12 protein-coding genes are annotated in these 12,807 nt (G+C 59.8%); all 12 read right to left on the bottom strand.

What is annotated here, in order from left to right:
* Nucleotides 1–30 precede the first annotated feature (30 nt).
* Nucleotides 31–969, bottom strand: a complete 939-nt coding sequence (gene copD, locus ACM6I5_RS20670; RefSeq protein WP_414884564.1) for a copper homeostasis membrane protein CopD — start codon at nucleotides 967–969, stop codon at nucleotides 31–33.
* 3 nt (nucleotides 970–972) lie between these two features.
* Nucleotides 973–1,359: a copper homeostasis periplasmic binding protein CopC gene (gene copC / locus ACM6I5_RS20665; RefSeq protein ID WP_414884563.1), complete on the bottom strand. Its 387-nt coding sequence runs from the start codon at nucleotides 1,357–1,359 to the stop codon at nucleotides 973–975.
* A 77-nt stretch (nucleotides 1,360–1,436) separates the two neighbouring features.
* Nucleotides 1,437–2,306 carry a copper resistance protein B gene (locus tag ACM6I5_RS20660; RefSeq protein ID WP_414884719.1) on the bottom strand — a complete coding sequence of 290 codons (870 nt, stop codon included), beginning with the start codon at nucleotides 2,304–2,306 and terminating at the stop codon, nucleotides 1,437–1,439.
* Nucleotides 2,307–2,378: 72 nt separating this feature from the next.
* Nucleotides 2,379–4,235: a copper resistance system multicopper oxidase gene (locus tag ACM6I5_RS20655; RefSeq protein WP_414884562.1), complete on the bottom strand. Its 1,857-nt coding sequence runs from the start codon at nucleotides 4,233–4,235 to the stop codon at nucleotides 2,379–2,381.
* Between the two features lie 267 nt (nucleotides 4,236–4,502).
* A complete protein-coding gene (locus ACM6I5_RS20650; RefSeq protein WP_414884561.1) occupies nucleotides 4,503–4,775 on the bottom strand; it encodes a heavy-metal-associated domain-containing protein in 273 nt (90 codons plus the stop codon).
* A 114-nt stretch (nucleotides 4,776–4,889) separates the two neighbouring features.
* Nucleotides 4,890–7,211 carry a heavy metal translocating P-type ATPase gene (locus ACM6I5_RS20645; protein WP_414884718.1) on the bottom strand — a complete coding sequence of 774 codons (2,322 nt, stop codon included), beginning with the start codon at nucleotides 7,209–7,211 and terminating at the stop codon, nucleotides 4,890–4,892.
* A gap of 36 nt (nucleotides 7,212–7,247) precedes the next feature.
* Nucleotides 7,248–7,499, bottom strand: a complete 252-nt coding sequence (locus ACM6I5_RS20640) for a DUF2933 domain-containing protein (RefSeq protein ID WP_414884560.1) — start codon at nucleotides 7,497–7,499, stop codon at nucleotides 7,248–7,250.
* Nucleotides 7,500–7,619: 120 nt separating this feature from the next.
* Nucleotides 7,620–8,057, bottom strand: coding sequence for a hypothetical protein (locus ACM6I5_RS20635; protein WP_414884559.1), 438 nt, complete (start codon nucleotides 8,055–8,057; stop codon nucleotides 7,620–7,622).
* 101 nt (nucleotides 8,058–8,158) lie between these two features.
* Nucleotides 8,159–8,554, bottom strand: a complete 396-nt coding sequence (locus ACM6I5_RS20630) for a hypothetical protein (RefSeq protein WP_414884558.1) — start codon at nucleotides 8,552–8,554, stop codon at nucleotides 8,159–8,161.
* 343 nt (nucleotides 8,555–8,897) lie between these two features.
* Nucleotides 8,898–9,599, bottom strand: coding sequence for a VIT family protein (locus ACM6I5_RS20625; RefSeq protein ID WP_414884557.1), 702 nt, complete (start codon nucleotides 9,597–9,599; stop codon nucleotides 8,898–8,900).
* A 69-nt stretch (nucleotides 9,600–9,668) separates the two neighbouring features.
* Nucleotides 9,669–10,640, bottom strand: coding sequence for an FAD:protein FMN transferase (locus tag ACM6I5_RS20620; protein WP_414884556.1), 972 nt, complete (start codon nucleotides 10,638–10,640; stop codon nucleotides 9,669–9,671).
* Nucleotides 10,624–12,804 (bottom strand): PepSY domain-containing protein, encoded by a 2,181-nt coding sequence (locus ACM6I5_RS20615; RefSeq protein WP_414884555.1) that lies wholly within the window; start codon nucleotides 12,802–12,804, stop codon nucleotides 10,624–10,626. Before ACM6I5_RS20615 ends, ACM6I5_RS20620 begins: the two co-directional genes overlap by 17 nt.
* Nucleotides 12,805–12,807 lie beyond the last annotated feature (3 nt).

Genomic DNA, 12,807 nt, shown 5'->3' with positions numbered 1-12,807 from the left:
GCAAAGCACTGCCTGCATTCACTTCAAGGGTTACTCAGCGGACATCTCCATCTCTGGGCTGAGTGTGCCGAGCCAGGCAACCAGGCCCATAATGATCACTGCGACCGAGAGCTCTAGAATCATGCTGCGCCGTAAAGCGTTGATGGCGACGATGTGAGTATTTGTCTGAATGGATCGCTCAAGCAGCGGGGTCAGGTGAAAGCGGTTCACCGCCGCAAATACCAGCATCCCCGCAAACAAGAAGACCTTCAAAGACAGCAGGGCTCCGTACGTGCTGGATGTCAGCGTCTCGAATGCTGGCCCGACAACCATCAGATAGTTGACGATCCCGGTGATAGCCAGAGTTGCGACGATAAGCGTCCCCGCTGATTCGAAACCCGTCAGCGTTCGAGCCAGCAACCGTATCTGCAGATCGCCTGTGAGGTGGGTTGAGCGCAATAACAGCGCGAATGCAGCGAGAGCGCCCAACCAGCTGCCTGCACCCAGAAGATGGACAATATCGCTGGTGAAATGCAGGTAGCGTCGACTACCTTCATCCATAGCGCCATGTCCTGTCCAGGCCAGCGTCGCGAGGGCGATGGCCCCACACAATGTGACCAGCCAGAGGCTCAATGCTGGGGCTCGTCGAGTGAGAGTCGCGGCGATGACCGCCACCGTCAACGAGGCTATTCGGGCCATCCAGGTCAATCCGACGTCAGTGTCCATCAGCATCATCTGCAGGATGTGGTGATGCAGTTCCATGACGCTGGACATACCGCTCATCGTCTTGGCCATGTGGAGCATGGCCGCCATCGATAGCAATATGCCGGTAAGGGCAGTTCCCCCCAGTAACGACCCAAAATTCAACACGGCACCGTCTGCGCGTTCTTTTCCTTTGAGACTGTACAGGCCAAACAGTGCCAGCCCGAAGAGCAGCATCAGGTCGATATAGAGCGCGAAGCGAAGGCTAATGTAGATTGAGTCGTCCATGGATCACTTGACTTTAAAGGTCACGGTGCCTGTGATCGGGTGGGTATCGGAAGAAACCGCCCTCCACTCAACCTGATATGTGCCAGGTACGAGCGGCGCTGCCGGGGTGATAACCATCATTTTCGGATCGGCGCTACCCGCGACACTCGCTTTGACACCCATGGGGGAGTGGGCGGCCATGCCCGGCATTTCGGTCATGATCAATTTCGCGCCGGAAAACTGGGTGGTGAGCTTTTCCGAGAAATTCAGTTCGATTTTTGCCGGTGCAGCTACCGTGGCGCCATCGGCCGGGGTAGAGGACAGTAGTTTTGGATGCGCCTGAGCGGCAGCGCTCAACAACAAACCGATGCTGAGTGCCGCTGCAACACCGAGGGCTTTAAAAGATGACATGCAAGGCTCCTGACGGCCTGGGCCGTGGGTGGGGGTTTATTGTTCGAATGGATGTGGGGCTTATCTATCGGTCAGGTTTAGAACCACATTCGCACACCGACGACAAAGCGCGTATCGCTCTGGTCTTCGCCTTCTTCAAGGCGGTAATCCGCCGTTTTGCCGTAGGAGCGGTTCCAGGTCACGCCGATGTAAGGTGCGAACTCGCGGCGTATTTCATACCGCAGTCTCAGGCCGACCTCGGTGTCCGACAGCCCGGAACCTGTGGCCCGTTGTGGATCGTTTTTGCCATAGAGGTTGATTTCAGCCGTGGGTTGCAGAATCAAACGGTTGGTCAGCAGGATGTCGTAGTCGCCCTTGAGCCGCAGCGCGGTCTGGCCGGCCTCGCCCAGGTAAGCGGTGGCTTGAGTTTCGAAGTCGTAGAGCGCCATGCCTTGCAGCCCCAGCGCCGCCCATGTCTGGGGTGCACCAGGTTTGAAGTCTTGTCGCACTCCGCTGACCACGTCCCACCAGGGACTCACTGCGTGTCCCCAGAGTGCCTGAAGCTCAGCGCTTTCGGTCACGCCATTGGTTCGCTCGCCTTCGGTACGCAACCAGAGGCGATCCGTGTCGCCGCCAATCCAGCCGTTGGCTTCCCAACGTAATGCACTGCCCGCGTCAGCGTCTTGCCATTCGAGTTGATCGATCAGGAAAAATGAGTTGATGGAGCTGTCGTGCATCTGGTGGCCGGCATGGCTTTCAAACACCGCCGCGCGATCGGCATCGGTCAGCGCCGGAATGGGTGTGCGGCTTTGCTGGGGCGCTGCGGGTTTCATACCCTGCATCTGACTGTCATCCATGCCCTGAATCTGGGAGTGATCCATACCCTGCATTTGGGAATGATCCATATCCTGCATCTGCTTGCCGTCCATACCTTGCATTGGCTCGGTCTGCCCATAAGCAAGCGGCATGACACCCATCCCGAGGATGGCCAGGCCGGCGAGTAGCGGTTTAGCGGTTCTATCGAAGTTCATGTCTGGCTCCTACTCTTGTACACGGACTTCGCGGAACATGCCCATTTCCATGTGGTACATCAGGTGGCAGTGGTATGCCCATCGCCCCAGGGCATCGGCGGTCACACGGTAGCTGCGTTTGGTACCGGGCGGCATGTCGATGGTGTGCTTGCGAACCATGAAATCACCGTTTTCATCCTCCAGGTCACTCCACATGCCATGCAGATGAATGGGATGCATCATCATGGTGTCATTGACTAGAACCACTCGGATGCGCTCTCCATATTTGAGATGTAGTGGCTCGGCATCCGCGAATTTGACGCCGTCAAAAGACCACGAGAACTTTTCCATGTGTCCGGTCAGGTGCAGGGTGATGGTGCGGCTGGGTTCCCGGCCATCGGGATCCTGGAAGGTGCTCTTCAGGTCTGAGTAGGTCAGTACCCGGCGACCGTTGTTTCTCAGTCCCATGCCAGGATCGTTGAGTTTCGGCGTGGGGCTCATCGCCTGCATGTCGACCAGAGGGTTGTTCGTTTCCGAGGCCGGGTGGGGCTCCATCGGGCCCATGCCGCTCATGCCCGGCATCGAGTGCCCCGACGTGTCTGCCGAGCCTGGCGTCTGACTGTGATCCATGCTCTGCATCGATCCACCGTCCATGCCCGTCATAGCCTGCATGCCGTTGTCGTCGCCGGCCGCCAGTTGGCTGTGATCCATACCCTCCATGCCTTGCATCGAGTCCTGGGTCATATCGCCATGATCCATGCCGGCCATATCCCCCATGCCCATGTCGCTCATCGTGATCAACGGACGTGGATCCAGGGGGGGCACAGGGGCCGAGAGCCCTTCATGTACAGCCAGCGTACCTCTTGCGAAACCGGTTCGATCCATCGACTGGGCGAACAAGGTGTATGCATTTTCGGTGGGTTCGACAATCACATCAAAGGTTTCGGCCACGGCGATGCGGAACTCATCGACGCTCACCGGTTTCACGTACTGCCCGTCTGCGGCGACGACAGTCATTTTCAGCCCAGGAATACGCACGTCAAAGTAGCTCATCGCCGAGCCGTTGATGAACCTCAGGCGCAGCCGTTCGCCGGGCTTGAAAATGCCTGTCCAGTTGCTGTCGGGAGCCTGTCCGTTGAGCAAGTAGGTGTAGGTGGCGCCGCTAACGTCGGCAAGATCGGTGGGGTTCATTTTCATTTCAGCCCACATTTTCCGATCCGCGACGGTGGCAGACCAACCGTTCTTGCTGACGTCATCAATGAAGTCGCCGACGGTGCGCTTGTGCAGGTTGTAGTAACTGGATTGTTTCTTGAGTTTCTTCATGACCCGCGCTGGGTCTTCATCCGTCCAGTCGGACAGCATCACCACATAGTCGCGGTCATAGCTGAAGGGTTCGGGATCCTTTGCATCGATGACCAGGGGGCCGTAGACGCCGATCTGCTCCTGGAACCCGGAATGACTGTGATACCAGTAGGTGCCGTTCTGTTTGACCTTGAACGAATAAACGTACAGGCCGCCCGGTTCGATGCCGTGAAAACTCAGACCCGGTACACCGTCCATGTTCACCGGCAGAATGATGCCGTGCCAATGGATCGAGGTGTCTTCCTTGAGCCGATTCCTGACCCGCAACGTCACCGTATCGCCCTCGCGCCAGCGCAGTATCGGGCCAGGGAGGCTGCCGTTGATGGTCATGGCGGTGCGGGGCGTGCCCGTGAAATTCACCTCCATCTCACCGATAGTTAGATCGAAATCAGTGCCAGCGAGCACATTCGGCTGCCCCTGACTGGTAATTGCCCACACCGGGCTGCGCCACAGCCCAAAGCCTGCGAGTACCCCGCCTGCCGCCAAGGCTTTCACGAAAGTGCGTCTTGATGTTCTGGAATGCATGGAGGGGTATCCAGTCAGTCGGAGTCCAGGCAGATACGGAACCGCTGCCACAGTACGGCCATGGCTCGCTTCAGAGAGTCGGTGCCAGCCGCCAATTTGCGAGCAAGATGTCACATCCTCAGGCGGCACGTGATTACATTTCCGTCAGGTAGGCAACGGCAATCTGGCAACGCTGCGATTGAGCAGCACCGATAGGTTTGTCTTGTTGTGATAGGCCGTGTCTGGCCAGCCCTAACGTAATCGTCAATTGCCGTTTAAAAATAGCGCTTACCGACAGCAGCAACCGCCGCCGTTCCCGCCACAACCTGAGGCTTTCTTGCTCGCTACGCTTTCCATTGTCGCCAGCTGTGCTGGATAGCCAGCGTCCTGCAGGGCTGCAAGCAGTGCAAGGCTGTCCGAATCGCCGCTGACCTTCACCCGTCCGGCTTGTAGATCCACTGCTATGTCACTGACGCCTTCAAGTGGGCGCAGCGCTTCGGTGACGTGTTTGACACATGAGCCACAGCTCATGCCTTGGACTTGCAGTTCAACGGTTTTCATCGGTGACTCCTCATAACAAAATGCATCATGCAAAGGCTGAGGCATTCGGCTTTTCTGCGATGTAGCCTTATCTTCAACCTTGCTGCCATGGCAAGGTCAAGCGGCCGTTATCACTCAATCAATGGAAGCCTGGCGCAGGCGTAACGCGTTGAATACCACCGACGCCGAGCTCACGCTCATGGCCAGCGCGGCAATTAGCGGTGACAGAAGGTGACCGGTAAGCGGGTAGAGCAAGCCGGCTGCCAACGGGATGCCCATGGCGTTGTAAAGGAAGGCGAATGTCAGGTTCTGGTGCATGTTTCTCACCGTTGCTACTGACAGGCTGCGTGCACGCAGGATACCGAGGAGATCGCCTTTGACCAGGGTAACCTGAGCGCTGTTCATCGCCACGTCAGTGCCAGTGCCCATGGCGATTCCGACATCAGCGCGAGCCAGCGCGGGGGCATCATTAATGCCGTCGCCGGCCATCGCCACGCGGTATCCGGCTTGTTGCAGAGACGCGACCAGGCGTTCTTTGTCTTGCGGTTTGACCTCTCCATGTACCTCCTCGATACCCAGCCGCAGAGCGACCGACCGCGCAGTGGTGAGGCCGTCGCCAGTGGCCATGATGACCTTGACGCCATCCGCCTGCAGGCGCTCGACTGCCAGTTTCGAGGTGGGTTTGATGGGGTCGGCTACAGCCAGCAGGCCTGCCAAGGCGCCATTGACCGCTAAGTACATGATGCTCGTGCCATCGCTGCGTAGCTTCTCTGCCTCCGTTTGCAAGCGCTCGGTGGTGACGCCAGCCTCTTGCATCAACGCCGTATTGCCCAGCTTCAGGCGACGGCCCTCGACTTGACCGCTTACTCCAATACCGGAAGCCGACTCGAAGGTTTCGGGTGGGCTCAGTGTCAGACCTGCGGCGCGTGCCTGATCAACGATGGCGCGGGCCAACGGGTGCTCGCTTCCCTGATCGAGACTGGCGGCCAGGCGCAGCACTTCATCCGGAGTAAATCCGGGTACAGCCTCGACGCTGTGGAATGCTGGCCGCCCTTCAGTGAGGGTGCCCGTCTTGTCGACAATCAAGGTGTCTATATTGCGAAGATTTTCGATGGCAGCGGCATCACGGAACAAGACGCCGCTGCCAGCGGCCTTGCCGGTGGCGACCATGATCGACATGGGTGTCGCCAGGCCAAGGGCGCAGGGACAGGCGATGATCATCACTGCGACAGCGTTGATCAGGCCAAAAACCCAGCTTGGCTCAGGCCCCCATAGTCCCCACCCCAGGAAAGTCAGTGCCGCGATGGTTATCACCCCGATCACGAAGTAACCGGCGATAACATCAGCCAGGCGTTGCATCGGAGCCTTTGAGCGTTGGGCCTGAACAACCATCTGCACTATCTGTGCGAGCAGGGTGGCCGATCCTATCTTCTGCGCCTGCATTACCAGGCTGCCGTGGATGTTGAGAGTGGCGCCGATCAGCGCGTCGCCGGCCCTTTTCATGACCGGTATCGGTTCGCCAGTGAGCATCGACTCGTCCACAGCGCTTTCGCCTTGCAGCACCTGACCGTCGACAGGCACTTTTTCGCCTGGTCGCACACGTAACGTGTCGCCGCTGTGTACGTGCGTCAGGAGGATGTCTTCTTCCGTGCCGTCGGCATTGATCCGTCGTGCAGTTTTGGGGGCCAGTCCAAGCAGCGACTTGATGGCCGACGAGGTTTGCGAGCGAGCTTTGAGTTCGAGCATCTGGCCGAGCAGGGTCAGTGAGATGATCACAGCCGCTGCCTCGAAGTACACGCCGATACGGCCTTCCATCATGAAGTTGCCAGGGAAGGCGCTGGGGGTGAGGGTGGCGACGACGCTGTAAATGAAGGCCGCTGCCGTGCCGAGGCTGATCAGTGTCCACATGTTCGGACTGCGCTGAATCACTGAGCGCACGCCGCGAATATAAAATGGCCAGCCAGCCCAAAGCACCACGGGTGCGGCCAGTCCCAGCTCGATCCAGTTTTGCGTGGGGCCATGAAACAGCACCAAGGCATGGCCGCCCATGGTTAGAACGGTGACGATTATTGTCAGTGGCAATGTCCACCAGAAGCGTTGGGTGAAGTTCTTGAGTTCAGGGTTCTCTTCTTCCTCCAACTCGGGAATCACCGGCTCCAAGGTCATGCCGCACTTAGGACAGACGCCGGGGCCCATCTGGCGAATCTCCGGATGCATGGGGCAGGTGTATTCAGTGTCAACGGACAGCGGTTCTGCTGGTGCCTGATGGACGTGTTCAATTTCAGTCGGAGATATTCGGTAGCGCTCGGGCTCTGCACTGAAGGTCGTTTGGCATTTCTGGCTGCAGAACCGGTAGGTTTGCCCCTTATATTGCGTACTGAATTGGCTTTCGTTACTGACGGCCATGCCACATACCGGGTCATGGGAGTCGGTGGCTTGAGGTGCAGGCTTGTGCATTGGGTCGTCTTGACGAAGCTCAGGAGCGTGCATGGGCTAACTCCTGTTCGCATCCTTGGTTGAGTCTGAGCCTTCGCCGTGATGACGGTGTCCGCCGTGGTGGTGCCCAAAAAAATGCATCAGCGGGCACAACAGCAAAATCATGTAAGGCAGTAGGCCCAACATATGGCCGTAGTGTTCTCTGGCCAGATAAAACAGCGCGATCACCAACAGCATGCCCAGCGCTACGCCGGGTTTGCTCCTCCAGAATGCTGGAGAGGTGTTAGCTGAATGTGGTGAGTTCATCATTGCTTTGTACTCCTGAAGGGAGTGCTATCTAGCAGTACGGCGTTGTCGCCCAAGCCATGCTGGCCACGGCGACAACGCCTTTGCATTGCCAGCGTCGCAATCCTTGGTGGATATCGATCATCACTTCTCCATCGGCATGTCCATCATCGACGACTGTTGATCCATCATTTTCATCATCATCTCCATCATTCCTTTACCCATGCCCATACCGTCCTTGGAGCCAGACATCCCCATGCCTGAGCCCATCCCCATGCCCGTACAACCAGCAGCCCCTTGCTGCTTACTCATCATGGTCAAGCTGTCCTTCATCGTTTTCATGCCCTCTTGCATAGCGGCTTGCCGTTCGGCTGGCGTCTTCGCAGCGGCGGCTTTGTTATGAGCGGCCTGCATTTTCTGCATTTGCTCACTCATCGCTTTATTCATCGCCGACTCGGACGGTGCGCTGGCAGCCGTTGTGCTGGCAGGTGCGTCGGCTGGGTGATGCTCATCTTCGGCAGAAGCCATGAAGACGCTGCTGGCCAAAATGGCGGCAAGAACCAGTTTCAATTGTGTTTGCATGGTGAACTCCGGGTATTTAGAGATAGGTAGGAACTACTAAGCCGCGCCGAATCGGCGCAATGAAGCAGAGCGGCCACGGTGTGGCCGCCCTGAAAGGCGAATTAATCGTTGAAGCGGACGAATATAAGGCGGGCGGGTGGCCCCGATGGGGCGGGGCGCTTCAGTGCGAGTGCAGCGAAGGTTATTGTTTGAGCGGAGTTAAGCAGCATCATCGCAGGTAGCAGCAACGCAAGCGCTAAACTGGCGAGATCCAGTGTCGGCATCTGCGATGTGGGACTGATCGCCTTTGCTGCATCGGCACAATGCTTAAGACAGCCGCTGGCATGCAGCGCATGTTCATCCACCTGTTGCAGCGTGGAAGGCGTCTCGTGCGTTGAACTCAGGCTGTGCTGCGGCTGCACCAGACAGCCGTGAAATACCGTCACGATCACAGCCAACACCCACACCCCTAGGGTGAGTCGCAAAAGATTGCGGTAGTGATGACGGAACCAATACATGACGTGCTCCACGGGCTTGTTAGTCCCTCATAGCTCCAGTGTAGACATCCAGGCAGTCGCAGAGTTGACTTCAATCAGGTAAGTGGTTTTTCGGTAGGCTTGGGCAGCAAGGCTGTTGCTCGGCAAGCAGGTGTTGCTGTGGTCATGATTCCGTGAGTGCATTCCCTCCGAGTCGATTTATCTCGGCAAAACTACACTCAGCTTTCTTGGATACAGGCCGTCCTCGCCGGCTGTTCGGTCGCACGTAGTTTCTGGAAAGGCTGAGCAAGGGGGGGGGGGCGCAGATCGGCAAGAACCAACAACCTCCAAGCCCTCCGTTTGCGTTTCGAGAGCGTGCGCCTTACTAAACCACTGCTCCGAACAGCGATCCCACCAGCGCCGTCATGCCCATGGCCAGCGCACCCCAGAGGGTCACCCGCCAGGCTCCGGTCATGACCTTGGCCCCGCCGGCCCTGGCAGCAATGGCCCCCAATATCCCGAGAAACACCAATGACATGCCCGATATCCAGGGCACCACGCTGTGCTCCGGAGCAACAAGCGTCACCGCCAGTGGCAATGCGGCGCCCACCACAAAGCTGGAGGCCGAGGCGAGGGCGGCCTGCAAGGGTTTGGCGGTGAGGGTGGCGCTGATGCCCAGTTCGTCCCGGGCGTGAGAGCCCAGCGCGTCGTGGGCCATCAATTGATCGGCCACCTGATGCGCCAGTTCAGGTGATACGCCGCGATGCATATAGATGTTCGCAAGTTCAAGGTGTTCGGCTTTCGGGTCGCTTGCCAATTCTGCCCGTTCGCGGGACAGATCGGCCCGCTCGGTATCGGCCTGGGAGTGCACGGAAATGTACTCGCCAGCGGCCATGGACATGGCCCCGGCCATCAGCCCCGCCATTCCGGTGACCAGCAACGTGGCATGGCTGGCGTTGGCGGCAGCGACGCCGATCAGCAGGCTGGCGGTAGAGACAATCCCATCGTTGGCACCCAGGACAGCGGCGCGCAGCCAGCCGATACGATCGCTTCTGTGTGCCTCGGTGTGCCTGTGCATGAATTTCATTGTTTAAAGGGATTCCCTGTCATTAGGCGGTCCACGTCGGACGGGTTCCGAGCGGGCCGGCAATCGGCGTCAGCGGGTTTCAATTTGCGCCTGCAACTGGCCGCCGACAATGGATATTTCTTTGAATTGTTCACCCTCGCGCAGCACGAACAGCGCGTCCATCCCGCGTTCCTGAGCCAGACGTGGGCCCTCGGTTTCGCCCAGGACCATTAGCGCCGTGGCCCAGGCATCGGCGAGCATGCACGAGGCCGCCACCACGGTGACGGCGGCGAGCGGGTTGCACAGCGGCGCACCGGTGGCCGGGTTCATGGTGTGAGCATAGGATTGACCGGCCACATCGACCCAATGTCGATAGTCCCCGGAGGTCGCGATTGCGGCATCGCTGAGTTCCATCACCCCCATGACTTCACGCACGCCCCGGTTGGGCTTTTCCAGGGCCACGGCCCAGCACTGGCCGTCAGGTTTGACGCCCCGGGCGCGCATCTCGCCATCGATGCCGACCAGGTAGCGGGTGATGCCAAAACCCTCCAGGCAACGGGCCAGTTCATCAACGCCAAAACCTTTGGCGATGCCACTCAAGTCAAGGTTCAGCGGGACGCGCTTGCGCGCCTGATTGTGTTGCGGCTCAACCACCAATGCGGCGCTGGCTAACAGCCGGGCGCGCGGCGCAATCGTGCCGATCGCCTGCTCTGTGACCGTCTGCTCCCCTGGGCCGAAGCCCCAGGCGTTCACCAGGTCACCGACAGCGATGTCGAAGGCGCCGCCCGATTGCTGACTGACGCGCAGTGCCGCAGACAGCACCGTGGCCAGTTCCTTGGGCACGGACACCCATTCCTGCTCGGGGGCGGCGTTGAGGCGGTTGAGGTCCGAGTCGGGTTTCCAGCTGGACATTTGCTGGTCCACCCGGGCCACGGCGTGCGCCAGGCGCTGGCCAATTTCGTCGGTATCGATCCCGGCCCCGGCATAAAACAGGGCGGTGTATCGGGTGCCCATGGTTTCGCCGTTCAGGCTATAGCGCTGCAACTCAGTAGACGTCTTCACGGTAGCGTCCTTGTGCCTTGAGAGTCAGCACACTCAGGTTGAGAGGCGCCAACACTTCATCGAGGGCCTGCATCACGCCTTTGGCCATTTCGCGACTGCCACACACCAGCACCTGGGCGCCTTTTTCAATCAGCCGGCGCAAGGCCAGGGCATCGCTGATCAGCCGGTCCTGCACGTAGCTGCGGTCCTGAACCTGAGAGAAGGCGGCGCGCAGTGCCGTGAGGCGGCGGTCTGACAAGTATTGGTTGAGCTCCGGTTCGTAGAGAAAGTCCGAGGCCGGGTTGCGCCCGCCCCAATACAAGTGCATCGGGTGTCGGGCCTTGTTGTTGCGGATAAAACCGGCCAGGGGACCGATGCCGGTCCCGGCGCCGATCAGGATCACCGGGTGCGCGCCCGATGCCGGACGAAATTGCGGGTTGGGCTGGATGAAGGCTTCGATCTGCGCGCCGATGTCCAGGCCATGAAGGAATTCCGAGCACACGCCACCGTTGTGTTTACGCACACAGATCTCCAGCACGCCGTCCTGGGAACCGCTGGCCAGCGAGTAGAAACGCGGGATCGGGCTGCCCGGCGGCAGAATCCCGACCAAGTCGCCGGCCAGAAAGTCCGGCAGTTCGCCGCAGGCTTTGAAGCGCAGGATGTGGGTCGGCGCGTTCACCTGTTCGCCATAGGCAATCCGCTCTGTCAGCTTCAATTGATGGGTACGCGGCTGCTGCGGGGTGTGAACCAGCGCCAGCTCCTGCCCCAACACGTCACCCAACGCGTGGCCCCAGCGCGCAAACTCCTGAGGGGACTGGCGGTTGACGGTTTCCAGCGCCAGCAATGGCGAGCCACCGGCCTGCAACATGACGTCCTGCACTTGATGGGCGTACTGACAGAACTGCGCAAACTGGCGGTCGCCCAGGCCCAGCACCGCAAAGGGCAGGCCGGGCTTGAGGCCGGTTTTGGCCAGCCGCGCCAGAAACTGCGAAGCCGAGGCCGGCGCATCGCCGTCACCGTGGGTCGCGGTGAGGATGAAGACCCGTTGGGCATTGCGGTAATCGCCCGCCCATTCATTCATCGCCGCGCTGTGTACCTGATGGCCACTCTGGTGCAAGGCGTCGTGCAAGGTTTTGGCAAAGCCCCAGGTGCTGTTGTTTTCGCTGCCCACCAGAATCACGCTGTCGGCGGAGTGGGCAGGGCTGTTGTGGCGGATGTTCGGGCCAGCCTTGCGGCGGTGCCACCACAACAGGATGCCGGTCACGCTCATCAACGGCACGCAGAGGGCGCAGAGCCCCAGCGGCAGGCCCAGCCACCAGAGGCCTTCGCCAGTGTGCAACTGATAGATCAATTCGTAGAGGTTGTGCATCGAGTCGTGGGCCTGATAGGACAACAAAGCGCCGCTGGCCTGATCCACATAGCCGTCGCCCTGGGCCGTGCGCAGGGAAAACACATCGCGCGGGTTGCCGGGGTTCGGGTAGACCAGCTCGCGCAGGTCGTTCAGGTCGGTGGCCTGCAAGGCTTGCAGCTTCGCTACCGGCAAGGCCGGGCCGGCGCTGACGTGGGCGGGGAAGGCGGGTTCACTTTGACTGCCGTCGGCGATAAAACCAAAAGTGGTGGCGGACATGTAGAGCCCGCTCAAAGCCGACAGCAGCAGCCCCAGCAAGGCCAATCGCCCGACTTCAGCATGCCAGCGCTGGCTGAAAGTGCCCCGCAGTGGCCGCAGCAGGTTGCGCCAGCCACCCAGGCGCCGGGCCAGCAATAGCGCGCCGGACACTGACAGCATCAGCATGAACAGGGCGCCGACCCCCGACACCCCATGGCCCGGCGTACCAAGAAATATCGAGCGGTGCAGGTCTTTCACCCAGCGTGTGAACGCGGATGGTTCGTAAGGGGCGAGGCCTTTGCCGGTCAGTGGGTCGACCTTTTCCGCCCCGGCCTGGCCGTTCTGGTTGTAGTAGACGATCACCGTGCCGGACGCTGAGCGCTGGATCTGCTCCACGCCTGGAAAGTGGTTGGCAACGCGCCCGGCCAGTTGGCCGACGTTGAGTTGTCCGGCAGGGGTGGACGTGCTGTGCAGGCGTTCCAGCGCCGGGTCGACCGACAGGATCGCGCCGCTGATGGCCAATAACATGACCAGCAGGGCGGCGATCAGGCCAGGAAGGGAATGGAACTGACGAAGCATGTT

Source organism: Pseudomonas sp. IT-P171 (assembly GCF_949767765.1).
Lineage (GTDB): Bacteria > Pseudomonadota > Gammaproteobacteria > Pseudomonadales > Pseudomonadaceae > Aquipseudomonas > Aquipseudomonas fluorescens_B.
Note: the sequence above shows the minus strand (reverse complement) of the source record. Positions and strands in the feature narration are given on the sequence as shown.